Annotated in this window: 20 protein-coding genes; 9 read left to right on the top strand and 11 right to left on the bottom strand. The window is 47.1% G+C overall.

Annotation, left to right across the window (positions count from 1 at the left end; all coding sequences use genetic code 11):
• Positions 1–47 precede the first annotated feature (47 nt).
• Positions 48–959, bottom strand: coding sequence for a glycoside hydrolase family 43 protein (locus NYE45_RS05865; RefSeq protein WP_340017317.1), 912 nt, complete (start codon positions 957–959; stop codon positions 48–50).
• A gap of 400 nt (positions 960–1,359) precedes the next feature.
• Between NYE45_RS05865 and NYE45_RS05860 the strand changes: the two genes are divergently transcribed.
• From NYE45_RS05860 to NYE45_RS05845, 4 genes are all read left to right on the top strand, one after another.
• Positions 1,360–2,277 carry a winged helix-turn-helix transcriptional regulator gene (locus NYE45_RS05860; RefSeq protein ID WP_062832986.1) on the top strand — a complete coding sequence of 306 codons (918 nt, stop codon included), beginning with the start codon at positions 1,360–1,362 and terminating at the stop codon, positions 2,275–2,277.
• A 259-nt stretch (positions 2,278–2,536) separates the two neighbouring features.
• Positions 2,537–3,454 (top strand): YafY family protein, encoded by a 918-nt coding sequence (locus NYE45_RS05855; protein ID WP_340016004.1) that lies wholly within the window; start codon positions 2,537–2,539, stop codon positions 3,452–3,454.
• A gap of 83 nt (positions 3,455–3,537) precedes the next feature.
• Positions 3,538–4,047, top strand: coding sequence for a DinB family protein (locus tag NYE45_RS05850; RefSeq protein ID WP_340016003.1), 510 nt, complete (start codon positions 3,538–3,540; stop codon positions 4,045–4,047).
• An 11-nt stretch (positions 4,048–4,058) separates the two neighbouring features.
• The gene (locus tag NYE45_RS05845) at positions 4,059–4,628 is read left to right on the top strand and encodes a YdeI/OmpD-associated family protein (RefSeq protein WP_340016002.1); all 570 of its coding nucleotides are present in this window, start codon (positions 4,059–4,061) and stop codon (positions 4,626–4,628) included.
• Positions 4,629–4,693: 65 nt separating this feature from the next.
• Here the strand turns inward: NYE45_RS05845 and NYE45_RS05840 are convergent, their stop codons facing one another.
• Positions 4,694–5,560: a helix-turn-helix domain-containing protein gene (locus NYE45_RS05840; protein ID WP_340016001.1), complete on the bottom strand. Its 867-nt coding sequence runs from the start codon at positions 5,558–5,560 to the stop codon at positions 4,694–4,696.
• A gap of 171 nt (positions 5,561–5,731) precedes the next feature.
• On the opposite strand from NYE45_RS05840, the gene NYE45_RS05835 reads away from it, so the two are divergent.
• Together NYE45_RS05835 and NYE45_RS05830 are read left to right on the top strand one after the other, a co-directional pair.
• The gene (locus NYE45_RS05835; RefSeq protein ID WP_340016000.1) at positions 5,732–7,255 is read left to right on the top strand and encodes a glycoside hydrolase family 43 protein; all 1,524 of its coding nucleotides are present in this window, start codon (positions 5,732–5,734) and stop codon (positions 7,253–7,255) included.
• Between the two features lie 290 nt (positions 7,256–7,545).
• Positions 7,546–9,846: a helix-turn-helix domain-containing protein gene (locus tag NYE45_RS05830; protein ID WP_340015999.1), complete on the top strand. Its 2,301-nt coding sequence runs from the start codon at positions 7,546–7,548 to the stop codon at positions 9,844–9,846.
• A gap of 189 nt (positions 9,847–10,035) precedes the next feature.
• On the opposite strand, the gene NYE45_RS05825 is transcribed toward NYE45_RS05830, so the two are convergent.
• The 8 genes from NYE45_RS05825 to NYE45_RS05790 all read right to left on the bottom strand — a co-directional run bounded on the left by NYE45_RS05825 (position 10,036) and on the right by NYE45_RS05790 (position 21,527).
• A complete protein-coding gene (locus tag NYE45_RS05825; RefSeq protein WP_340017316.1) occupies positions 10,036–11,088 on the bottom strand; it encodes a glycoside hydrolase family 18 protein in 1,053 nt (350 codons plus the stop codon).
• A gap of 5 nt (positions 11,089–11,093) precedes the next feature.
• A complete protein-coding gene (locus NYE45_RS05820) occupies positions 11,094–13,724 on the bottom strand; it encodes a transglutaminase domain-containing protein (RefSeq protein ID WP_340015998.1) in 2,631 nt (876 codons plus the stop codon).
• A gap of 7 nt (positions 13,725–13,731) precedes the next feature.
• The gene (locus NYE45_RS05815) at positions 13,732–14,754 is read right to left on the bottom strand and encodes a carbohydrate-binding family 9-like protein (RefSeq protein ID WP_340015997.1); all 1,023 of its coding nucleotides are present in this window, start codon (positions 14,752–14,754) and stop codon (positions 13,732–13,734) included.
• Between the two features lie 63 nt (positions 14,755–14,817).
• Entirely contained in the window at positions 14,818–16,104 is a 1,287-nt protein-coding gene (locus NYE45_RS05810; RefSeq protein WP_340015996.1) for an alpha-L-fucosidase, read from the bottom strand.
• 49 nt (positions 16,105–16,153) lie between these two features.
• Positions 16,154–17,749 (bottom strand): extracellular solute-binding protein, encoded by a 1,596-nt coding sequence (locus NYE45_RS05805; protein WP_340015995.1) that lies wholly within the window; start codon positions 17,747–17,749, stop codon positions 16,154–16,156.
• A 41-nt stretch (positions 17,750–17,790) separates the two neighbouring features.
• Positions 17,791–18,699 (bottom strand): carbohydrate ABC transporter permease, encoded by a 909-nt coding sequence (locus NYE45_RS05800; protein ID WP_340015994.1) that lies wholly within the window; start codon positions 18,697–18,699, stop codon positions 17,791–17,793.
• A 16-nt stretch (positions 18,700–18,715) separates the two neighbouring features.
• Complete coding sequence (locus NYE45_RS05795) at positions 18,716–19,687, bottom strand: ABC transporter permease subunit (protein ID WP_062832973.1); 972 nt, start codon at positions 19,685–19,687, stop codon at positions 18,716–18,718.
• A gap of 916 nt (positions 19,688–20,603) precedes the next feature.
• Complete coding sequence (locus tag NYE45_RS05790; RefSeq protein ID WP_340015993.1) at positions 20,604–21,527, bottom strand: S-layer homology domain-containing protein; 924 nt, start codon at positions 21,525–21,527, stop codon at positions 20,604–20,606.
• Between the two features lie 362 nt (positions 21,528–21,889).
• Here NYE45_RS05790 and NYE45_RS05785 point away from each other — a divergent pair, with 362 nt between their 5' ends.
• From NYE45_RS05785 to NYE45_RS05775, 3 genes are all read left to right on the top strand, one after another.
• On the top strand, positions 21,890–23,632 hold the full coding sequence (locus NYE45_RS05785) for an ABC transporter ATP-binding protein (protein WP_340015992.1): 1,743 nt from the start codon (positions 21,890–21,892) through the stop codon (positions 23,630–23,632).
• The gene (locus tag NYE45_RS05780) at positions 23,625–25,442 is read left to right on the top strand and encodes an ABC transporter ATP-binding protein (protein ID WP_340015991.1); all 1,818 of its coding nucleotides are present in this window, start codon (positions 23,625–23,627) and stop codon (positions 25,440–25,442) included. Before NYE45_RS05785 ends, NYE45_RS05780 begins: the two co-directional genes overlap by 8 nt.
• Before the next feature lie 103 nt (positions 25,443–25,545).
• Complete coding sequence (locus tag NYE45_RS05775) at positions 25,546–26,046, top strand: hypothetical protein (RefSeq protein ID WP_340015990.1); 501 nt, start codon at positions 25,546–25,548, stop codon at positions 26,044–26,046.
• 34 nt (positions 26,047–26,080) lie between these two features.
• On the opposite strand, the gene NYE45_RS05770 is transcribed toward NYE45_RS05775, so the two are convergent.
• A complete protein-coding gene (locus NYE45_RS05770) occupies positions 26,081–26,512 on the bottom strand; it encodes an Lrp/AsnC family transcriptional regulator (protein WP_340015989.1) in 432 nt (143 codons plus the stop codon).
• Between the last annotated feature and the right edge of the window lie 116 nt (positions 26,513–26,628).

Here is a 26,628-nt window from a genome sequence, read left to right as displayed (position 1 = left end):
CTTTAGTCAACACTTTTATAAAACATTTTATATTTATCTAAAATAAATCAATACATCGGCCAGCCATTCGCGTCCCAAAGCAAGTCATTAATCAGCAATTTAGGATTGCCATTATCCTCTGCATCATAGGCGTGTCGTGCAATAACATTGCCGTTGTACACGTCCTGACCACCTGGGCCTTTCCATTTCACATTGCCTGTATCCAATATCGTTCCGCCGCCATTCAGCATATTCACTCCGTTTTTATCCACATAAGGGCCTGTAATGCTCGTCGAACGCCCATAGACCATTTTGTAGGTACTGTTCACCCCTTGGCAGCAAGCATCGATGGAAGCAAACAGGTAATAGTATCCGCCACGATATACAACACTTGGTCCTTCAATAGCACCCCCGTTATTCGGACGCGCAGCAATGGAAGTTATGCTTCCTGTCGGTTTCATCGTGTTTTTGTCCAGCTTGACAATCTTCAGACCGCTCCAGAAAGAACCGAAGGCCAGCCATGGGTTGCCTGAAGCATCAATGACCAGATTCGGATCAATCGCATTATAATTATTGGCGGTCGTGGTCTGAAGCACCAATCCTTCGTCTTTCCACTGCCCTGCTCCAATGCTGTTGGCAGACGCAAGACCAATCGCAGACCGATTGGAGCCAAAGGTGGAGATCGAATAATAGAGCCATACTTTTCCGTTATACTGCTCTACGTCTGGTGCCCATACATCCAATCCACTTTGTCCCGGAACAGCAGAAGCCCACCAGGATGGCTTACTTAAGAAGATTTGTGGAACACGATACCAGGACGACCCATTATCCGATTTCAATACTTGAATGCCCGGGCCGGTTGAGAAGGTGTACCACGAGCTTCCCTCTTTGATAATCGACGGATCATGAACGGCGGTATCTCCGGTCAGATTCCAGAACGCTGCCAAAGCTTTTGACTGACCCGCCAGTAGTAATACCATCACAAGTAATGCCGGTAACGCCAACCGTTTCCACTTAAACCTCTTCACATTGCTTAACTTTTCCAAACCAAACTCCACCTTTCCGGATCAAATGGTTAATTAGGTTCATGAAGTAATGAATCAATTTAGGTATAATAGGATTATAAAAGCGGTTTCATGACATTTCAATGGTATATTTCAAACATATGTAAACTGATTAACACTTATTTTAACCGGAATAGTGAACAAAATATAGTTTATATTTTCATATTTGCGCTATGTACAGGGGTTTTGGCTTCCATTTCTCCGCCCTTCCCTTCCATGAAGGAATGATTTATAATTATCTGAAATAAAACATATAAATGTGCAAATGTCTGCAATGAAAAGAGACTTTGTTCAGAACGGGGAAAGGAATCCACCTATGATTTATATTAAAGATCTGATGTCGGGTGTGAATATCTTCAAAGCGCTCAGTTCGGAAATCCGGATTCAGATCATCGAGCTGCTGGCCAAGAACCAAAGTCTTAATCTCAATGATCTCGCAACTAAGCTGGGTCTCAGTAATGGCGCTATCACAATGCATATCAAAAAGCTCGAAGAGAGCGGATTGATTGAGATCAACACCGCTGTTGGTAAACATGGCATTCAGAAGATATGTTATCTCAATGAGGAAAAATTAATGGTTGATCTGCGTTCACAGGAGATTAACAATCGTTACGAGGTGGAAATTCAGGTCGGTCATTACAGCGATTATCAGGCTGCGCCTACATGTGGTCTCGCTACCCGGGACAGCATTGTTGGAGAGTTCGATGATCCGCGTTACTTTGCTGATCCACTGCGAATTGATGCGGAGATGATCTGGCTGGCTGAAGGTTATCTGGAATATCGGATTCCCAACTATCTCAAGCCGAATCAGTCGTTTAGCGAAATTCAGTTGTCGATGGAACTTGGTTCAGAGGCACCTGGCTTTTGCGACAATTATCCTTCGGATATTTATTTCTACATTAACGGTATTGAGATTGGCTGCTGGACGAGTCCGGGGGATTTTGGCAATACACGCGGTACCTTCAACCCGGAATGGTGGCCCCCCCATCTCAATCAGTACGGCATGCTGAAGCTGATCCGGATCACACAGGAAGGCAGCTATATCGACGGATGTCGCATCTCGGACGTAACACTGGACCAAATTGGTTTGGATTACAAAAGCGATATTCACTTCCGCATTGCGGTTACCGATGGCCCTTTGAACAAACGGGGCTTAACGATCTTCGGCAAAAACTTTGGCAATTATGGACAGAATCTGCTTGCTCGCGTTCTCTATAATGTGCAAGAAGAGTAGTAGAGCCAGCTCTGACTAAAATCTCGAAATAAAGGCTCGACAGAACTGCCAAGATATCGGTTCAACACAACAATAATGTATCCTTAGAAAGAGTGCGATCCAGCACTCTTTTTTTGTTTTCTCTCGCTATATAGCTTATTCAAGCTTAGCCGCCGAAGGATTAGAAGGATACGAGTTGGTGAACTCCCTTCCGGTTCATATTACTGTGATATAATAATGGCCTGGAATGACAAAATGGAATAACGGGCGGGGATAGCTTTTGAAATTGGAGCGATTAATCTCAATCATATACAAACTGTTGAACCACGAAGTGTTGTCTGCCTCCACCTTGGCGGAAGAGTTTCAGGTATCCCCAAGAACAATCTATCGGGATATTGATGTGATCTGCGCAGCTGGCTTCCCGGTTGTCTCCCATCAGGGACTTAAAGGTGGCTACGGCATGATGGACGGATACAAAATGGATAAAAGCTTGCTTGGTTCGTATGATGTCGATGCCCTGATTACGATCCTTAGCAGTCTCTCCACCGTCTTTGAAGACGCGCGTGCACAGGGAACGATTGAACGTCTGCAAACCATTGGACCGGAGCATCAGACCTCAAGTCTATCCGTGGATTTGGAGACACGTCGAACAGAACCTGATGCCCTTCCTAATCTCCGTACAGGAATTACGAAGCATCAGGTTGTGCGTTTTGACTACATCAATACGAAGAATGAACATACTCCCCGCCAGCTGGAACCGGTAAGACTTCATTTTAAATATCGTAATTGGTATGTTTATGGATTTTGCCAGACAAGGCAGGATTATCGGGAATTCCGACTGTCCCGGATGATGAATGTGCACCTGACATCGGAACACTTTGAACCACATCTTGAGCTTCCTCAAGAGAATGTTGTGTCAGATCCATCATGGCAAGATCAGATCAGTGATGTTGTTTTTCGAGTGAAACCGGAATCGCTATCGGAAGCCATGGATCATTTTCAACAGGCGGAAAAGCAATTTCACGAAGATGGAAGTATGACGATGCGCATCCAGGTCCATCAGCCGTTACAAGCCAAGTGGTTATGGTCGTTTCTACTCAGTTTGGGTAGTGGAGCCGAGGTGCTTGAACCGATTGAATTACGAAGCATTCTGAAAGAACAACTTCGAAACGCACTCAAGCTCTATGAAGAAGTATGACACGCTGTTGTCATACTTCTTTTTTTATAATCATCTCAGTAAGTTATCCCAATCCACCCCCAAATTAAAGGAGACGATCATCCATGAATCATCCGGTACAAATGTATAATTATCACGTATGGGCCACTAAAACCATCCTGAGCAGAATCAAGGAACTACCCTCTTCCGTACTGAGTCAGGAAGTGAATAGTTCGTTTCCAACCATCGCTCATGCACTCAGCCATATCTATGCAGTGGATAAAATGTGGTTCCTGGTGTTAACCGGCACAAGTATGCCCGAGGCACTGCAAGCATGCATATCTCTCAATAGTGAGATTCGCGGTTCTGTGGATGAGTACATTCAATGTTTTACCGACCTGTCGGCACAATACAGTGAGTGGTTACGGGGCCAAGCTGATCTGGAACAAACCGTTCTACTCGACAACCCATTTGCCGGAGTTCGCGAAACCAGCTTATCGGAAATGGTATTCCATCTGGTCAATCACGGGACCTACCACCGGGGCAATGTGTCTACTATGCTGCGTCAATTGGGGCACGCCTCCATCATGAATGACTATTCCCTATTCTGGTATCAAGAACCGGCTCAAGTATAGACAATGATTCGATGGAAAATGTACATTGTATCCCCGTGACATCGAGGGAAGAATTGAGAAATTGGTTGCAGGATCACGGAAAAGTCCAGAAATCTTGCTGGGTCATTGTAAGCATGAAACCAACTTCGGATGCCCTGCTGTACTTGGACGTGGTTGAGGAAGCGTTATGTTTCGGGTGGATCGATGGGGTAAAAAAGAAAATATCCGAGACTCAATTAGCGCAGAGATTATCTCCCCGAAGCCAACGAAGCTCTTGGACTGAATTGAACAAGGAACGTGTCCGCCGTCTTGAAAAGTTGGGCTTCATGCATGACGAAGGTAGAAAGGTTCTTCCTGTTATGGACCCGAATGCTTTCATTATCAATGGTGTGATCGAACAAAGGCTGAAAGAGGATCAACAGGTTCATGCGAATTTCATCGCCTTCCCTACTCTGTATCAAAAGATTCGGATCGATACGATCCAAAGTGTGAAACAGCAGCCCACATTATTCCAGAGTAGATTGGACAAATTCATAACCAATACGAAGGAAAATAAAATGTACGGTCAGTGGCATGATAACGGACGGCTTTTGGACTATTAGCGTGTCTCTGAAAAACATTAAACAGGACTTCCCTATGCGGAGGCCCTGTTTTGTTGTTTCCCATATTAATGATTTTGTCTGTATGTTTTGGGAGACTTGCCATAGGCTTTCTTGAATTGACGGGTGAAATAGTTACTGTCGTTAAACCCGCATTCATATGAAATTTCCGTAATGGACAGGTTCCCGTTTTTCAACAAATGACATGCCTTCTCCAGACGCAACTTCTGCAGATAAGAGATCGGCGTCATCTGATAATAGGATCGAAAAATCCGATTCAGATGCCTTATCGAGATGTTCGACTTCCCCGCAATGTCCTCCAGCGACAATGGCTCCAGATAATGATCTTCAATATATGAAATGGCATTCGCCAGATGCATCAAATTGTTGCCTTCAATGCCCTTTTCCTGCGTATCATATTGCCTAGACAAATATACAACCATCTCCGTTAGACGTGAGATCAGCATCGTCTGATAGCCTTGCTGTTTACTGTGATACTCCTCAATCATGAACGATATCAGCGATTCGATATACTCCAGACTGGAAATGGATAACGCCAGTTTACTCGGAAATGAGTGGGTATTGCGATAAAACGGTTCCAAAACAAACAGTGCCTGGAAGCCGTTGGATTTCCTGAGATCAGGCCCAGCCGAAGCAAGCATCTCGGGACTGAACATCACGTTACAGATCCTAAAATCATGAGGGTCTTTATACGCATGATGGGTGTCACCATTGATGACAAACGCGTTTCCTTTTTTAATAAAAAATTCCTCGGTGTTCACCACATGGGTTGCATGACCATTCAGAACAATCACAAGTTCGGTAAAATCCATATGATTATGAAGCTCCATGTCCTCAACGTGTCCACCATACTGAATGAAAAACGGAAATTGTTGATGATCTGAAGTAAACCATCTCAAATAGGCATTACTCAAAAGCATTCCCTCCACGAACATTGTTGGGTTGAATGTCTATATCATGCTATTCCAGGACCGAAAAATCAAGGTTCAATATCCTTAAAACCGTTATAATTCGCCTTGTAGCAAGGATTCTCCAATATGTCCAGATTCGTACTAAACTCTCACAATGAATAGGAGCATAACATGATGAAATATACCAATCCGGTCATTCCGGGTTTTTATCCCGATCCAAGCATCTGTCGTGTAGACGAAGACTACTATCTGGTGACCAGTACCTTTGAATATTTCCCGGGTGTGCCTATTTTTCATAGTAAAGACCTTGTGAACTGGCGACAGATCGGCCATGTCCTTACTACCACAGAACAACTCCCTCTAGCGAACGCGGGCAGCTCTGGCGGCATTTATGCTCCAACACTCCGGTATCATGATGGCTGGTTCTATATGACAACAACCAATGTAAGCGGCGGTGGAAATTTTTATGTACGTAGTACCAAGCCCGAGGGACCATGGTCTGCTGCGATTTTTGTTGATCAGGAGGGCATAGATCCTTCTTTCCTCTTTGATGATGATGGATGTGTATACTTTCAAACTGCTTGTAATGGCAATGAAGGCGAAGGCATCTATCAGTGCGAGATAGACATCACGACCGGAGCCAGACTGACCAATAGTCGATTGATATGGAGAGGAACCGGAGGCGCAGCCCCCGAAGCTCCCCACTTGTACAAAATAAACGACCTCTACTATCTCATGATCGCCGAAGGTGGAACCGAGTATGGTCATATGGAGACCATTGCTCGAAGCACAAATCCATATGGACCATTTGATCCGTGTCCTCATAATCCGATTCTGTCCAATCGCAGCATGAAATCCAGTATCCATGCAACCGGGCATGCAGACCTTGTCCAGATTCAGGATGGAAGCTGGTGGGCCGTATGTCTGGGCCTTCGTCCAGCAGGTTACCCCATGCGGCACCATCTGGGACGCGAAACGTTCCTGGCACCTGTCACGTGGACGAATGACGGTTGGCCGATGATCGGTGTGGACGGACATATTGAGCCGGAGATGACCGGACCTTCGTTGCCTAAGCACCCCTGGTCGCATCAGGCTATCCGGGATCATTTTGACGAACCAACATTGAACATGAACTGGATCTTCCTTCGGAACCCGGCTCCGGATAGTTGGACACTCACAGAAAATCCCGGGCAACTCATCCTGCGGGGTCATCCGGTTTCGCTCGATGATGGGAGAAATCCATCCTTTGTCGGGCGTCGATTGAGCCATTTCTTATGTAACATGGCGACCGAACTGGATTATGAGCCAAGTACAAGCGGCGGTGAAGCTGGTTTAACCGTATTTATGAATAATAAATATCATTATGACTTGGCTGTAACACAGATCAACGGCCAGAAGAAAATCATACTACGGCGAACTGTCGGTTCTCTACGAACTGTACAGATACTTGACTGTGAGAAGGGTCCGGTTGTTTTACAGATCAAGGCCGACCGTAATCACTTTACGTTCCTCTACCAGCAAGGCTCATCCGATGCCATCGAAGTAGGTTCAGGTGAAACCCATCTGTTATCTACCGAAGTAGCAAGTGGTTTCACAGGTGTTATTGTCGCCATGTATGCCTACGATCCATCGGGGGAGCGTACCCCTGCAGGTTTCGATTGGTTCGACTATGAACCTCTGGAAGAATTATCGTTTTAACTCCTAAATTTAATATTTGCTCGACTATAATTATCCCCTTAAAGTATTTACTCGTTGAAAAGCCTTATGTGGTAGCATAAGGAAATGAGTGAACTTCGAGGGGATTTTGCTATCGTTATATCTTTCTCTATAATCGCTCTGAATTTTATAAAAGATCCATTGCTTTATTACAGAAGTTCTCCTAGTATTTTTAGTAGGATTACCCAGTAGCTTGTATCGTGGTACTAGCTTCACTATCCATATGAGAGCGCTATCGCTGCAGCACGAAAGATAAACGGGAGGTTGCAGATATGAAATGGAATCACTTCAAGTCCAAGCTTCTGCTTAAGTACACACTATCCTATATCTCCATTTTTCTTATCCCTCTTGTTATTTTAACCATCATTATTTACCACAATGCTGTGGACACGCTCCGTTCAGAGATTGAACAGACCAATGTCAACCAGCTCACTCAAGCCAAAACTGTCATTGATGATCGCATGAAGGAATTACAGGACATCGCGTTTCGCATCGCCTACGATGAGCAGTTAACGCGGTATTGGACCCACCATCCGTACTATAGCCGAGAATCGATTGGCGCATTGGTCAAATACAAAGCCACCAGTTCCATTATCGATGAGTTATTCCTGTTCTTCCGAGGAGATGATAACATCTACTCTTCTCAAGGCTCTGAAAATCTGAATGTATTTACTGGCCGCTACAAATTTAATACGTGGAATGAAGCGGACATGATCCGCGATTTGAATAACGTACAGTCTCCCACGATACGTCCAGCGGAGCAGGTCGTCCAAGGAACCAGAATACCCAATTCCATGCTAGCCTACCTTGTACCAATTGCGCCTAACAATACGCCCGCTCATGGAACCGTCATGTACCTGATTCACGAGTCCAATCTGACGGGCTTAATTGATTCCATCCTCAGCGACTACCATGGGATGACTTATATTTTCGATAATTATGGACAGGTGCTGGCCGCCAATTATAAGGGGGAGACTATTACCGAACAGGAAGTCAAATCTCTGTTCGCACTTGAGCCGGGAACGCACAGCCTCTCCTTGAATCAAGAACCGCATTCAGTTGTTTCCGTCAAATCAGACGCTGGCTGGACTTATGTAACCGCTATGCCCAGCAACCAATTTTTTAGCCGGATCGTTCATATTCGCACCTTTGTTGTTCTTGTTTTCTCCTTCATGGTGGTGATGGGCACGTTCCTCGCTATTCTGTTGGCTCGAAGACAATACCATCCGATTTCAGACTTAATGGAGTTCATTCGGTTGAAAAATGATCCTGAACCGTCCTCAACCACCAATGAGCTGGAATGGATCAAGAAAACACTACACGATTATAGTCAGCGCGTGGATCTTCAGGAGCCCTACGCTCGCAATCATATTTTGCTTATGCTGCTGAAACACGGCCATACCGGAGACTTCCCCTCTGAGTTTACCGACAAGTTCGGCATACGCTTCAACCGATCCCACTATTTTGTCATGATCATGGGCTGGGAAATGCATGCTTTTCCTATCGGTGATAACCCTGAACAACGAACTCTCATGCAGCTGATGAACGATGTGGAACTGCCGGAGATCTCTGCTAATGCTTACGGTGTGGAGCTTCCTCAAGCAGATCAGTTGGCCCTCATCGTCGGATTCAATACCGAAATCGGGCATGAATCCAGCTTGAATGCTCGTATGGAGTCTATTGTTGAATTACTACAATCGATGGTGGCAGATCACGTCGGAGTCGCTCCCGCGATCGGGATCGGCAACAGCTACAGTTCTCCATTACAGCTGAACCAATCCTACATCGAGGCATCAACCGCACTGGAAGCGTCCATGCTGCACGGACAAGGCAGCAGCACCTTCTTCAATGCCCTTTCCGGTTCTAGCGAACAGGATTCTTCCTTCTGGGTCCCTAAAGATGTACTGCTGAAGCTGGTCCAGAGCTTAAAACAGGGTAGCTATGATGTGGCGGTTCAGATGGTGTCGACCGCGTTAAACAACCTGAAAGCCGAAATGCCGTCGGTACCACTGCTGCGTTGCATCTGCTTTGATATTCTGAACACTATGCTAAAAACCGCCTCGGGGCTTGGGATGCACCATGTGGTTAATCAACTTCCAAGAATCACATCCTATGACTCACTGGAGGATTTGGAGAAAAAACTGGCAGGTCTTGCCGCCGAAATCTGTGCCCATGTCGAGGCGAAGAGCGAAACAGAAGAAAGCTCCCTAATGGATGAAATCGTTGCTTATATTGATGCCAACTTCTCGGATTATGACCTCAGTCTGGGTACGATCTCATCTAAATTCACGATCTCTTCATCGTATTTCAGCCGTTCCTTCAAAGAAAAGATCGGTATGAATTTTACCCAATACATTTGGCAAAAAAGGATGGATGAAGTCATTCGACTACTGCTGCATACAACCGATCCGTTAAAAGATATCATCACGCGTGTCGGTTACCTGGATACACCGAACTTCATTCGCAAATTCAAGAAAGAGACGGGTTACACACCCGGACAGTACCGTAAAATGCACCGTCCCAACGGGTCCGCCGATTCCCCGGATGATGATGACGAGGAATGTATTGGCTAAATGGAGCTATCGTCTCTCTGATGGTTACATCTCAGAACAGTAAACGTGTATATGAGAGCGAATAACATCATTAGACCAAAATAAAGCAAACAAGGAGCCGTCCTATACGTCATGCACATGACGTATAGGACGGCTCCTTCGTATGTTTTTAGTCCGTAGACATAATCTGATTCGTCGCTGCCCGCAGCCTTATCCGATTCTCCCAGCAGGTGTATCTTGAAGCCCTTGATGTACCGCACCCAGCAGACGGTGGGTCGGATCACAGCCGTACTCCCAGAACATGATCCCGGCCAGACCTCGATCCTTTACGTAATCACATTTGCATTGGATCGACTCTTCATCATCATACGATATGAGGCTGGACCCATTAAACAGAAACGGTGCACAGGCTTCTTCATCCCAATAACGGATGTAACCATTCTTGTTGATGTACTTCGCTTCCAGCTCTGCATACGACGGACCATAGCCGCCTGTGCTGCCAGCCATTTGATGGAGCCCGTGGTTTCGATCAGGAACTTCAGTCCAGATCCGGGAATAGAACGCAGCACCGATCACAATTTTCTCCTTCGGAACGCCAGCGCGAACAAACAGGTTCACGGAAGCATCCGTACTGATTCGAAACAAATCTCCTGTTGGCGTGTATAGATTCGTATGATGTCCGGTCAGAATCTGAAAACCGCCGCGCATGTCATAGGTCATCAACTGCACGTAATCCAGGTAATGCTGCACCTCAGCCATCTCTGTACCGTCCACGTAGTATTGGTCAGCCCCTGCCGCAATGGTGAGCAGATAATGACGACCATCCTCGGCTCCCTTGGCATCCAGTGACTCCCGCATCGTCTTGAGTAACAAGGTGAAATTCCGTTTATCATCAGGACTGGATGTGATACCAGCTTCACCATAACAAGGATACTCCCAGTCCAGATCGATCCCGTCAAAAGGATATTCCTCCAGCACCCGGACCGCCGATGCAGCCATGCTGTCCCTCCCCGCCCGGGTTGAGGCAGCCTCTGAGAAACCGCCAGCGCTCCATCCGCCAACAGACAGCAGTACCGTAAGATTTGGATGCTCCCGCTTCATGTTCCGGATAACGTGACCGTTCTTTAAATGCTCGGTGGTGATCTCATCATTCTTAACATGTCCGAAGGCTACGTTCAGATGAGTTAACTTCAACAGATCCTCATGTGTCATGTTGGGAAGAACTGAATCCACGGCATAACCTACAGCAATATACTTCGTCACTCTCTTCACTCCGATCCGTCCCATGATTGAGATATGGCAGCAGCAATCTGCAGGGCTTCCTTCCCTGTACCGATCTTGTACCCGGAAGCCGAATACCGAATTTGATGCTGAGTATCCAGCACGAACAGATGTGGATAGCCCGCTTCGTGAGCCGCAGGCTTTGAAATGAAACCCGACAAGGAAGCATAACTGGAATCTCGTACAAAAACCGTGCGTACAGGCAGCTTTGGATAACCAGCAGGGTCAAAGGCAGCGTTCCATTCCACATCTCCGATCATGAGTACGATGGGTACACCCAGCTTATCCAGTGGCTCTGCCAGCTCGCAAAGTTCACGAAGCAGATGTTTGGTAGGTTCACGCTCCGGTTCAATCCAGGCAGCAATGGCACCCTCCGATCCCAGAAGTTCCTCTAGCTCTACCTCTGAACCATTCAGACGGGTCAGTATGCTTCCCGGTGCCAGTTGACCCAGTACAGGAATATCAACCTCAGTCTCGCGATAAGTCAATACAACCTCCGTTGTATCTCCGGTGTTCACGGTAAAGTAAACGAAGCGCACTTTTACCGTTCCATCTTTCAAGCGAATGCCTGTCGTTAAGCGATAAGCGCCAGGTTCAACCTCATATGGCTCGCTATAGACATCTGTACTGCCATAAGGATAAATCAGTGTCTTGTAAACACCTTCTTCCAAACGGGCAAACGAAAAGTTCTCGAAATAGGATGCTGCAGGTGTATCCTGCGGAGCCGTTATATCCCTACGAAGTTGGAGCATTCCCCAGCTTGTGCTCTCCTTAGTTTGAATTGATGTGAGACTAAACGCATCCTCCCAGCCTCTGTCACTTAGGAACTGTGGTTTCTGTGCACTCGGATGTAATCGTGCCGGAATACCTAAGCTGCGACATACATCCACAAACAAAATATCCAGTGACTGAGAGTCCCCCTTCATTAGACTAAACGTCCCTACTGGATTCCCTTTGCCTTTTAGATTAGGAAGATCTTCATAGTATTCGTATTGCTGTTCCAGCATTCGGGCAAGCGTCGCAGGATTTTCCCTGAACGTCACTACCTCCTCTGCCGAAAAGGCATTCTGGAATACGCCTCGATAAGGAACCAACATCTCATAGGAAATCCGCGGACACAGGATGTATCTCACGAACGTATCTTCAGACCATGATCCTTGTTGCGAGAGCGCACCGACTAGATGATCATCCAGCGTCTGGCGAAAGGTATCAATTAAATCTTTTTCATTCATCGACTCCAGCAACCGGAGCGGCCATTCACCGTATGAATTGGAACGTTCCTCTAGGAAAGCTGCAATTTCACGACTGTTCCCCCTTGCTTTCTGGAGAATAGCCCATATACGTACCGAGGGCAGTCCAACCACTTTAGCCAGCGAGACCGCTTCCTCCTCACTCAGGAATGTGTCCTCATACTCGCTCCGGTTCTGCGCCCCCTCCTCCAGACGACGATTGTGAATCTGGTTCTTCTCTTCCGGTAATGCAATCACAACCTCTCCCTCCCCTTCCGGAGGAGGAACCATATCAAAATCTGTGATCCCTGTGGGCTGTTCTGACGAGTCCAATACAAGCTCTACAAGCTCGCTTTCCCGAGTCTTGAATAGGATTTCACTCCACTTGCCGCCGCTGACCGCACGAATCAAAAGGTCACCATCACCTGTCTTAAAAGCAGCCTCCCCTTGTGCGTCCGTGCTAATTTCGGCAATCGGATAGAATTCAGCCGAATTGTACAACTCAAAACGGACACTCGCTCCGGGTACAGGCTCTCCCTGCTCATTTTTCACCTTCACACCAATGACCCGCGTCGGCGCATAATTCTCAAGCAAATTGATTTCGGTAAATCCCTTCTCGGAGAGCGTAATATCCTCTGGTCCGGGATAGTCGGCATAGATCCTCGTATTAATTAGCATGGCCCTGCGGGCTGGTGGGCTGAACCACCCTTGATTCAGACGGGCTTCCGGCTCGCATGCCCCGATGTAGTACCATTGACCATCTGCCCAAGCTTCTACCCAGGCATGATTACTGTCACAGTGCGCCCAGCGCGGCGTGTAGACCTGACGAGCAGGTATACCGATACTGCGAAGAGCGGCCACCGCCAACGTGGATTCTTCGCCACATCGGCCACGAGCATTCCGGATCATCGTCAGCGGTGATATCGTGCGCAGATCGCTACCGATATAGGTCGCTTTTTCATGACACCAGTAATTGGTGTCCAAAATGGCATCAGCCATGGATAACTCCGCTGTCCGCTCGGCTAATTCGTCATATATCAAGCCGCGAAAATCTTCAATATTTTCTGTATTTATCCGATAGGGTAACACAAAATGAAGGAACAGATGATCAGGAACGCGTGCTCCCCAAGGTACACGTTTGCGGATATCCAAAGCCTGGCGCACATGGCTCAAGAACAGGTCCCCGTTATAATCAGCCATGTCGTTTACCGGCATGTAGGCATACACATACTTCAATGCCCATGTCTCTTCTTCGGTTAGCTCTTGCTGAAAGATATGAAACAACTCCGATTTGCGGGCCTCTGCAAAACGTACCTTCTCCTGGAACTTCTGCTCGATCTTCTCCAATGACTGTGCATCAAGGGAAAATACCAAGGTTTGGCTGGTCATTGTCCTCTCACTCCTTCCACAGCTTTCCGTCTTCCCGAATACAGATTAAGGTGGTGCCGTCCGAGGATGGCGTACTAATCTGGAATAGGCTACGGGTTGTTTCAATTACAGGCTGGCAAATCAATGATTCCTCACCCATAAGCAGCTTCAAATTCTGTGTAAATTCACCATGGGTTTCATAATAATTGCGTTCTCGGTAATAGAGCCTTCGAAGCTCCCATTTAATTCGCTCGTCTTCCGGCAATTCAAATGACTGACCGGTTCCCTCATCCGAGAATACGACATAGCCCCACAACTCCGGGTAATGCATGTTGATAATGCCCATAGGTGACCAAACCCAGTTGTCTTCCGGATAAGGTTTGCCCGTATCTGGATTCAGCACCTTGCGGTACTCGTCGCCCTGCACCTCGGTCTGCCACTCCACGCGTGAGAAGTTGACGCGCCAGAACTCACCCGGCGCAGGCGGACGTTTTCCTTCGGCGCACTCCTGTAGACTGGTCCAGGGAATTGCGACCTCGACGCTCCATTTTCGGTTATCGGCTCCAGGTGTGTTCAGCTTTCCATCGATATGTACGGCTGTCTTAAGACCGCTGATATCCCACCCATTGACCGGAGGTCCGCCATCCCGATACGGCTTCACCAATAGCAGGTCCCATACCGTATTGAGTGCATTGATCTCGAACTCATAATATTGATGGGAATCCCCGTCGGGATCGATAAAAATCTCAAAGTCATTGTCATAGAAAATAACGGAATCACGCTCGGTCAACGTAGCCCATATCTGATCTTCAATCAGCTCGGCAGCAAAATAGAAATAGTCGTCATCCCACAGCATTTTGACCCGTGTCTGTTTCCCGGGCTTCGGACGAAGATCCCCTTCGATATCAACGAAATCATCTGTCCAATGGGCCGCATCCCAAAATGCCTTATCCACACGGCCGTCTAACACCAGCGGTTCCTGCGCACGCTTGCATATATAATGTTTGGGAGCATACTCAATCCTGGGTTCCGGTACTCCACTTCTGTTCATGTCGCTCTCTCCAATTCGTAAGGGAGGGCATGCATCTATCAGCACACACCCTCCCCGTAATGGTTAGTTATGGGTAACAACGGCTCCAGATCCGCCGTACATTTCTAGCTGCTCATCGAATTCGAGCTTAAGAACGGTCACCTGTTCATGCGTGTCCTCCGGGGTCATCTTGATCCACGTTGTCCCCGGGATATTGAACCAAGGCACGCCCCCATGAATCTCATGATCAAGCTCTTTGTCCGAATGTAGCACGGTAATTTTCTTGATCTCATTGCAGAGACCTTTGATGCACACATTCTCTTTTGGCTCGTCATACACAAATAGGTATAATGACTTTCTGTCCTCTGATACGGTGCTTCCCCCCAAATAATAGCGAGGCATAATACCTTCTCCCGTCCCGAAAACAGCCTCCTCATGGGTTCGAATCCATGTTCCCAGCCCAAGCAGGATGTCCTCCTGCCTCTGATCGATGGTCCCATCTTCACGCGGGCCGATATCCAGCAACATATTGCCGCCCATCGAAATACAGTCACAGAACATTCGAATGATCTGATTAAGGGATTTATATTTATGATCTGTTGGCACATAACCCCAAGATGTGTTGATCGTGGTACAGAATTCCCAGGGTCCCTCAGGTCTCGTAATCGGAATGCCCTGCTCCGGCGTCTTGTAATCCCCATAACCCTGCAGACGGGAGTTGATGATGATATCCGGGTTGAAGGATTGCAGGTAATGCTTGAACTCCGGCAGATTCCACTGCTCGGCACTTCGTTCCCAGTCCCCATCGAACCACAGCAGATCCACTTTTCCGTAATTCGTCAAAATCTCTTCCAGTTGATGGTTATTAAATTGCAGGAACTTCTGCCATTTCTCCTGATCCTGAACGCCGTCCACAGGACTTGAATGCCGGTTGACACTGCTGAGATCCTCCGGTACTTTTCCACCTTCATATACGCTGGGATAATCCGGGTGCGACCAATCGATCAGCGAAAAGTACATCCCCAGATGAATGCCCTTCTCCCGAATCGCTTCTGCATATTCCCTCACGATATCCCGATTCGCGGGTGTCTGTTTGACGACATTGAGGTCACTATACTGCGTATCCCATAATGCAACGCCATCATGATGCTTCGTTGTCAGCACCGCATAGCGGGCTCCAGACTTTTCAATCAAGTCCGCCCACTTATCCGCATTGAATGCCGATGCCGTAAATCCATTTAACTGCTTCATATATTCTTCATAGGATACCCTTCCATTATAGAAGGACCAGGATTCCGCAACCCCATCTACAGCATAGATGCCATAGTGGATGAATATCCCCAGTTTGGCTTCTGCAAACCATTTCTGCATATCTGCCCACACCTCTTTCGAGAGTCCTTATCTATGAAAAATCTTAAGATTATTGGCCGGTATTCCAGCGATCGTATGCCCCCTGATACAGTTCGATGATACGATCGCTCCCCATCTTCTTCATCTGTGCAATGTACTTATCCCAGTTATCAAGCGGTTCCTGGCCTGTTACAAACTTCGCTTCCATCTGCTTAACGTACGTATCCAGATCAGACAGTAAGGCCGTCGCTTCGCTTTGTTCTTCATTCGTCAGATAAACGTTAGGAAATGGAGCTTTTCCGATAGGTACCAACTTCTCTTGATTTTGCTGGTCAATCCACTCATCAAATTCGGTGCGAAGCCCTTTCGCTACATCCGGATCATTAATGCCCGGTGTCAAGATACCAAAGTTCGGCGTGATTTTACCCCGGTACTCCTCACGATCACCGCCGCCAGGAACAGGGAGCCACTCTTTTACGTGATTTTCCTTGTCTTTGAATTGCCACAGCACGCCTTCAGGACCTTGATTGAACAGGGTCGCTCCTTCGTAACTGTATATATAGTCGATCCAGCGCATCGTCGCCTCAGGGGACGGGTTGCTGCTCGTAATAGCAAAGGTACCGCGAGCCGACATACCCGGATGCTTACCGTATACAGGAGAGTCTGCAACCTCACTCTTCACTGGCGTCATCAGCGGATGTTCCGTGCTAGGTTCACCTCCGAGCGTGAAGTACGGATGGTAATCGTTGAACAGAGCAAGTTTGTTGCTTTCACCTTTTGCTTTCTTCTGATCGCCTGTTTGTGAGAAGGTCTCATGATCCAGTAAATCTTCCTTCCACAAGCGGTTCATGAATGTCAGATAACCTTTGTAACCTTCTTCTTGATAAGGATAGTGAACTTTTCCGTCTTTATCGGAATAGATCCCTTCGTTGTACATTCCCCAGAAGCCGAAGAAAAACATGCGAAGATCATCCAGTTTTACAGAAGTAAGCGGAATTTCATCTTGCTGGCCATTGCCATTAGGATCTTCTTCTTTTACACGTTTAAGATACGTATACAATTCTTCCGTAGTCTTGGGCTCATCTACATTAAGCGCCTTTAGGAATTCCCCGTTGTACCACATCGGGCCTCTGTACCACACAGCCGCCGTGTCAATGAATGGCAGTGCATACATATGCCCATCAGGCGTTGTAAATGATTTACGGACATCCGGGTTCTCATCGAGGATCTTTTTGATATTGGGTGCATAACCTTCGTCAATGTATTTTTCCAACGGGATCAGAATACCCTGGCTTCCATAAGTTACCTGCTCGGCTGGTTTGAGATCTGCAGCGTAGAACATATCCGGCAAGTCCCCGCTCGCGAAAACCAGATTTTTCTTCGTTTCAAAGCTGTCGATCGGTGAAAGCTGGTATTCGAGCTTGATGCCTGACAGTTTCTCCATTTCTTGCAGCACAGGCATCGTGCTCCAATCAGCTACACCCGCATCCTGGGACATAACCTTCAACGTTAGCGTTTCATCTACAATGGGGAAGCCTTCTTTTTTGACCCCCTCAACCTTGGAGGTTGAGCTTCCGTCTTCATTGGTTGAACCACAAGCTGCAAGCAATGTTGCGAATAAGGTGAGACAGAGTGTAATGGATGAAGCCTTGTGAAGCTTTTTCATGACAACAACTCCCCTTGTTTAATGTGGTATATGGATTAAGATCATCCCTTAACGGAACCGATCATAACACCCTGGACAAAGTAACGCTGGAGAAATGGATATACCGCAATGACCGGTAGTGTGGCAACAATAATGACGGCATATTTAACCAACGCAGCAATCTCCGCTTTGGTATTCATCGCCGTTGCTGATGAGGTATCAATCGCCCCTCCCCCTTGAGCCGCCATTTCCTGAAGCACCAGAATCTGGCGCAGAAAGAGCTGCAACGGATACTTGGAGGAATCGTTCATATAGATCATGGCACTGAAATAGCTGTTCCAGTGTCCAACTCCGTAGAAAAGCGCCATCACTGCAATGATTGGCATGGAAAGCGGGAGCACGATTTTGATGAACAACCGGGTGTTGGTACACCCATCAATATGCGCCGCTTCCTGCAGTTCCTTGGGAATGGTCGATTGGAAGAACGTACGGCATACGATAATATTCCAGATGGATGCAGCTCCTGGCAGAATAAGCGCCCACATACTGTTCACCATGCCAAGATCCTTAACCAACAAGTAACTCGGGACAAGCCCTCCGCTGAAGAACATCGTTACCATAAACATTGCCATGAAGAAACCTCGTCCCACAAAATCCGAGCGACTAAGCGCATAGGCTGCTGGTAGGGTGACAATCAGGTTGACGATCGTACCTACGACGGTGTAGATAATTGTATTTTTGTACCCAATCCAGATGTTGGTGTTCTCAAACACCCGGGCATAGCCTTCAAACGTTATCCCTTTCGGAAGCAGCCACATCTCACCGGAGCTTACGTATTTGGGATCACTGATTGAAGCACTGATGATGTATAGCAGCGGATACAACACAATGACGAGCGCTACCGTCAGATAGATGTAATTGCACAATAAGAATAATTTATCGCTTCTGCTTTCTTTCACTGCGGTTGACATGTGTTTTCCCCTCCTTTTACCACAGGCTGTTTTCACTGGTGCGACGTGCAATCTGATTCACGGTAATGAGCAGAATTGCATTAACTACGGAGTTGAACAATCCCACCGCCGTAGAGAAACTGTACTGCGCATCGACCAGACCTGACCGATAGACGAATGTCGAGATGACATCGGACGAGCCCATGTTAAGCGGATTTTGCAACAGCAAGATTTTCTCGAATCCAACGCCAAGAATACTGCCCATATTCAGAATTAACAAAATGGTAATCGTAGGAATGATCGCTGGAATGTTAATATGCAAAATCCGTTTGAACCGGCTCGCACCATCCACCACAGCTGCTTCATGCAGTTGCGGGTCCACACCCGAAAGGGCGGCAAGATATATGATGGTACCCCAGCCTGCACTCTGCCAGACGCCTGACAGCACATACACTGTCTTGAACCACGCAGGGTCCGTCAGAAATTGAGGTGCCTGAAATCCAAGGGCCTCCACCAAATTAACAATCATGCCTGACGAGGGGGACAAAAAGGTAATGATCATCCCCGACATCACAACGACCGAAATGAAATGTGGTGCATACGTGACGGTCTGCACGGTACGCTTGAAGAAGGAATCCTTTACTTCATTGAAAGCTAACGCAAGAATGATCGGCAGCGGAAAACCTATAGCCAGCTCATACAAGCTGATGCTAAGGGTATTCCATAGTAGATCCCAGAAATAATAAGAATTAAAGAACCGGATGAAATGATCGAATCCGACCCATGGGCTTCCCGTGACACCAAGTGTAGGGATAAAGTTTTTGAAAGCGATTTGTATGCCATACATCGGACCATAATGGAATATCAGAAAGTATAGAAAGGCTGGTGCGATAAACAGATACAACTCCCAGTTCCGAATCATCCTTCTCCATAATTTATTTTTCTTGCTGTTCGGAATCGTGTTTACCGCTAAGTTTTGCGACAAGGCGGGCTTCCCATTTGGCTGCATCAGTTGTTTCCTCCTTTTCTAATGAAACTCCGGCCTTCCCACTCAATTGGTAACGCTTACATACCGAGTTTATGGTTCATTTGCGAATCCGTAAATATGCCATTTTCAATCTCACTTCTAAAATCACGGAATATACTGTTAAAACGGGGGTTTACACTTTTGTTTCCAGCTTGTCATTGTCATTTGGGGGATGTAAAACATGTAGAATTTGACTCTTTTCCTCCTACAGATGTCAATTTGAGTTTCATCACATGGACTTGGAAAGATGTAAAATTTAAACAGAAGTTAGAAAACAGGCTTAATGTCAAAACCCACATATACTTATTGGACATGGTATTCATGTCTAAAAGCATCTTACTCCAGAGAAAGACGATAAAATCGCCAAACTCTAATGTTATATTATCTATCATACATATATCGCATATTACAAGAATGTAATTGCGTGCCTTTATTCTATAATTCTCCTCCCTCTTTCGTATATATGTTGTTTTTATCTTTGACTACAGGATGCATAAACGCTTGTAAACACTGGAAATACGGAGCCTTATATGTAGTTTTTGCACAAGGCGTAGCAGCCGAGTTTCTTAAGATTTTTGGGAAAAGCCCATAAAAAAAGCCACTCGGGTAACTCGAATTGGCGTTATAACCTAAACAAACATTGCTTTCACACTTCAAATACGAGAATATTTTTGTTAATTAACATGACATAATTAACCCATTACACTTCATGTGATGTAACTTAATTTATCATAAAAAAATAGCAGTTATCTTGCAACTTGACGGAGATGAATTCGCTCCGCATTCTTAGCAGTTGAAAGCCTAGGTACAGCTTTTCACTTCAACTAAAAAACCCATCCTCCATGCACGCATGAAGGGTGGGTTTTAAGTTAAGCTATATTCTGTTCAGAAGAATAGATTACTTGCCAGAAGGCTGAGCTTCTGCCGTATAGCCTGTGGGGATATCCGCTTCTGCAGTCACATTTGTAATGACCATCGGATACATCATGTCCGGATCAGGTTGAATAATGGAATAGAGCACGATAGCACGTCCATCCTTCTCCAATTTTACATCATCAATCTTCAATCCATAACCAGGGTGTGGCATTTCAGCACTGAGTTTAACTTTGGTTGTTTTGTCATCAACCTTCGTCGTTGTCACTTCAGGTACAATCGCTTGCTGGCCTTCACCTGGATTGGTTGGAGCTGGCTCTGCTGAGCCGCCGTTGCCGTGTTTATCCACAAATTCAAGTGCATTGAAGATCATGCTTGCAGCCTCCATACGGGTAAGCGACTGATCTGGACGGAAGTTACCGTCCTTATCCAGTTCAATGATGTTCATGTTCAGCAAGTTCTGGACTGCAGATATGGCGTCCTTACCGATTTTATTTTCGTCCTTAACAAGATTATACTTCATGATGACCGGATAAGTCCCGGTTGTGTTAATACCTTCATGAAGCAAAATAACAAATTGCTCGCGTGTCATCTTACCCTGCGGATTCACTTCTACCGGAACGGACAATCCATTTTGCGTAGCCGCTTGAACAGCATCAGCATACCAAGTGTCTGGACTAATTTTATCCTGAGCGGAAGATGCAGCGTATGCATTTTTCAGACCAAATGCATTCACAATCAGTTGAACACCCTGTGGCTCGGACAATGCGAGATCTGGACGGAACAGATCCGCCGTTACTCCGTTAACAATACCTTTTGATTTCAAAGAATCCACAACCGACTTCTGCCCTTCATCCTTCACATCTGAAAAAGCGAGTACCGATGCACCTCCTGCTGTCAAAGAAACGCAGAGCGCAAGTGTTGCAGCCAATCCTTTTTTATGTTTCATTTCCTGGCACCTCCATAATGATTAGTAAAGCCTATTTTTTACCTCTTCATTCCTACAGACGGGATACCCTTGGAAAATGTTTCAGTAATTTCGACAAATGGTGAATACACCACGGGAACACGGCATACAGCTCTTCTCTGACGTAGATAATCGGATCCGCCTACGGTTTGCTAACTGACTTCGTTGACATCGATTCGGATTAGCGCAAAAATAAGAATAGAGAAATCCATCGGATGACGGATAAACTGCAAACCAGATCGCATACAGTAAGAGGGCACGACGCGCTAATAACAGGTGTCGGCCCTTTTCTTGACTCCACCTGCTGAACTGACTTCACCTATACCAAAAGGAGAACAACGCTTATGTCCAAGAAAGGATTACTTCGCGGTTATGTTGTGTCGAACTGGCCTGTCTATCTGGTTGCTATTCTTCTAATTATTGCCTCCAATATCGGGCAGGCATCCTTGCCCCGCATACTGGGCAGTTTCACGGACCAGTTGATGCAGAATACGCTTCAGATGCAGACCGTCGTCAGGTACAGCCTGTCCCTTCTGGCTATTGCCATCGGGTATAATCTGCTGTTCGGTACCGGACAATTCATGATTATGAAGCTTGGTCGACGCTTTGAATTCATGACGCGTGAGCGTATATTCAGTAAGTTTTCCGAACTTAGCGAGCATTATTTCTCCAAACAGGGAAACGGAAAACTGCTCAGTTATGTCATGAATGATGTGACTTCCGTCCGTGAAGCCATATCCAACGGTGTGACACTCATGACCAATGCCACCTTCCTGCTACTGTCCTGCATTGTCATGATGCTGCTTAGCGGGATTCCATTGACGCTCATTTTGATCAGTGTTGTACCCTTACTGGCGATTCCATTTCTGGTCGTGTTTTTCGGTCCACGGATTCGCAAACGCTCTCGTGACGTACAGGAAGCTCTTGCAACCATGACGGAATCCGCAGAAGAACAGTTGGGCGGCATTCGCGTAACCAAGACGTTTGCTATTGAGGACAGTGCTCGTGCACGCTTTGGCACCACCGTCGATGCGATCAAGAGCAAACAGCTTCGGCTCGTTCGTCTGTCTTCCTTGTTTCAAGCATTGCTCCCGCTGCTGGGAGCCATCTCATTGGTCGTTTCTCTGCTTGTCGGAGGTATTATGACCATGCAGAATTCCATCACACTTGGAAGTTTTGTCGCCTTGACGTTATATCTGCGCATCATCATGGGACCACTTCAGCAGATCGGTAATGTCATTAATACCGTTCAGCGCTCGGGCGCATCCCTGGAGCGAGTGAATGACCTGCTGAGCGAAGTAGCAGATGTGCGTGAGCTTCCTGAAGCTACAGCACTCCAAACCGTACAAGAGATCACCATGGAGAATCTAACCTTCTCCTATCCTGGCAGTTCATCTCCTGCTCTCAAAAACATTCAACTGAATATCCGTGCCGGGCGAACGGTTGGGATTGTAGGCAAGACCGGCTCAGGGAAAAGCACCCTCGTTAAGCTATTGCTGCGTACATATGAACCACCTGAAGGAACAATCCGCATCAATGGTACAGACATTCGGCAATTGTCCCTTGAAAGCCTGAGATCACGCATCGCCTACGTCCCTCAGGATGGATTCCTGTTTAGCACCACCATCCGGGATAACATCGCATTTAGCGACCGGGAAGTATCGTTGGATACAGTGGAGCATAGTGCAAGGCAAGCCATGATCTATGATAATATTGTCCGTTTTCCCGACCGCTTCGATACCCTGCTTGGCGAACGAGGACTCACGTTATCAGGTGGACAACGGCAACGTACAAGTCTGGCGAGGGGATTGATCAAAAAGGCGCAGCTTCTCATCCTGGATGACAGCATGAGCGCCGTTGATGCCGTCACAGAAAGTGGGATTCTGCGCAGCCTGCGTGACATCGGCAAAGACAAAACAACGTTAATCATCTCTCATCGCATCAGTGCGGTCCGTCATGCGGACCATATTATCGTTCTGGATGAAGGACGAGTTGCTGAACAGGGAACACATGCTCAGCTGATGGCTGCCAAGGGGTTATATGCGGCAACCTACCGTTTGCAGGAGGAGGGATTACATCATGTCTAACGCTAACGCTGAACTTCGCCCAGATGAAGAGGCCGATCAGAGTAAACGAACTTCGTTTAAGGCCATGATGGCATACGCCAAACCTCATAAATGGGCTTTTGCCGGTATCTTCTTCTGCTCACTGCTTGGCATATCGGCAGATCTGCTGCAACCCTATCTGGTGAAAATCGCCATCGATGATCATCTGGCCATAGGCCAGACCAGTGTCGGCTTTCTCGTTCAGCTCGCAGCCATCTTTCTCGGGCTGGCTGTCATCAGTTTTATTTTTACCTATATCCAGAATAATCTGTTGCAGCACGTGGGCCAGAACATTGTATCCCGGATCCGAAAGGACCTGTTCAAGCATATCTCCAAAATGTCCATGTCCTTCTTTGACCGTTTTCATATCGGCAGTCTGGTCACGAACGTATCCAGTGATACGGAAACCATCAGCAGCTTCTTCACCCAAGTACTGCTCAGTCTGATTCGAGATGGCATGATGCTGGTGCTGATTATCGTCTTTATGTTCCAACTTGATCCGGTGCTGGCGAGTTACTCCCTGATCGTTCTGCCTGTCATTGCGGTTGTTGCGGTGTTATTCCGTAGTCGACTGCGGAAAGCATATCAAAATGCACGTACGCGTCTTTCCCGTTTGATCGCTTTTACGGCGGAGAACCTGTCCGGCATGTTCCTGATTCAAGCTTTTCACCAGGAAGAAGAACAGAAGAAACGTTTCTCGGAACAGAATGCACTCCATCTGAAAGCCAACATCGCTCAAGCCCGCTCCAATGTCATATTCAACCGGACGTTTGATATCCTTGGCAATGCGGCTCTGGTCATGATGGTCTGGCTTGGAGGTCGCGCCGTACTGGGTGAGTCCCTGCAAGTTGGGGTACTGTACGCGTTTATAAGCTATATTCGCCAATTCTTTCAACCGATTAACCAGATTACGATGCAGTGGAATACGTTCCAGTCTACTACCGTTTCGATGGATCGCATCTGGAACATTCTGAATACGCGGCCTGAGGTTGCCGATCCCACACCCGAACGGGCGTCATCAATGGAACCTCAGAGTGTGATGGGCCAGATTGATTTTAATGATGTGTCGTTCGGTTATCGGGCAGATCGGCCGTTGATCCAGCAGATGAACCTGCACCTCTATCCGGGTGAAATGGTAGGTATCGTGGGCACAACAGGCGCTGGCAAAAGTACACTGATCTCCCTGCTCAATCGCTTCTATGATGTAGACAAGGGCAGTATTGAGATTGATGGTACCGATATCCGGCATCTGCCGCAGGCTAAGCTTCATCGTATCGTGGGTCTGATTCAACAGGAACCCTTTCTATTCTCCGGTTCCATCATTGATAATGTGCGAATGTTTCGTGAGGATATTACGCGAGAGCAGGCGATTGAGGCCTGCCGGTTTGTCGGGGCACATGCGATGATTTCACGTTTGCCGCAAGGGTATGATACGCATCTATCCGAACGAGGAAGCGGTCTTTCTGCCGGGGAGCGGCAGTTGATCTCATTTGCCCGGATCGTGGTGTTCCAGCCTCGAGTGCTCATCCTGGATGAAGCAACCGCCAATCTGGACTCACACACCGAACAACTTGTGCAGCAGGCGCTGGAATCGGTATCCCAGGGACGCACCACCATTGTCATTGCCCATCGTCTGTCCACGGTGATGCATGCCGATCGAATTCTGGTGATGGAAAATGGTGAGATTGTGGAGGAAGGCCCACACCAGGAACTGATCGCAGCCAAAGGCGTGTATGCCGACTTGTACACCCATGCACGTGATGCAGGTAAAAATTCAGCTATATCAGGGTAATGAACCTGAGTTATAGTAAACAAAGAACGTTGAACATGCCGCTCTGCTTATGCAGGCGGCACGTTTGCATAGCGAGCAGCAATGTTGATTAGGAGGAGGATCTATGCAACAACCCGAAACACCCGAGCATGATAACCAGTACATTCGTTACCGACGCAGCACGGCTCTAAGGAAAGGAAGTTTATGCTTCCTGTTCCTTCTCTTGTGCGTGAGCTTATTGTGGATCATCGTGGATGGACAAGCCGAAAGACTGGAGACCATATATTATTCTATCGCAGCTGTACTTGGTATGTGGTTGATCGGGCCGTTGTTCTTCATGTTCCTGTCACGACTAACCAGAACCCCCGCTGTTTTGTTGTCTTGGGATGATGAGTCTATAAGTACTGGCAAACGGAAGATTCCATGGAGCCTGATTCGCAAAGTTGAACTCGCCTCACCTGCCCGCAGCAAGTGGCTCCTGTCTGCTTCGCCCATGTTTGTCCTGTATCTTAAGGATGGCACGCGATCTCACGTTCAGACCGACCACCTGCTCAGCAAAAAAGAACTGAACCAGGCGGTGGCTTTGCTTCAGAGAACTTTGCAGGAACAGCAGCAAGCTCGTTGAGGATCGGGATGGATGAGTACACGCTGCCCACACATCACTGCGATTTCTCTACACCTATGGACAGGCTGACTTTGTAATTGCCGTAAGGCAGCAAGGCTTCAAGCAGTTCGCCAAGCTGCTCTGTGGTTCCGGTCTGTACCCGCATCAGATAACAGCCCTCTCCACTAACGCGATGGACTTCAACGATGTCCTTACGTCCAGCGATAAATGTACGAAAGGCGGCGTGTCTGTCGCCGGAGTTCAGAAAAACCGTGACAAAGGCCTGAAGGCCGAGCCCAAGACGTTCCGGGTTCCATTTTACAGTGTACCCTTCGATCACACCCAGATCTTGCAGCTTGCGCACTCTTGCACCAACGGCCTGTCCTGTGAGGTGAACCTCTTCACCGATCTCTTTGTGAGAACGTTTGGCATCCCGAATCAGGATCTGCAAAATGCGTATATCTGTGTCATCTATCATTTCATTCATCTTGCTTCAGCAATCCTTTCACGGTGAAATTAGTGTGGCCTAATTCCATTCATCATGTTATGTACGCCGTTAAACGGGTTGTATACCATATAGGGTAATACTATTCAACAACCCGA

Origin of the sequence: Paenibacillus sp. FSL K6-1318, assembly GCF_037976905.1 — a bacterium.
GTDB lineage: Bacteria > Bacillota > Bacilli > Paenibacillales > Paenibacillaceae > Paenibacillus > Paenibacillus amylolyticus_A.
Note: the sequence above shows the minus strand (reverse complement) of the source record. Positions and strands in the feature narration are given on the sequence as shown.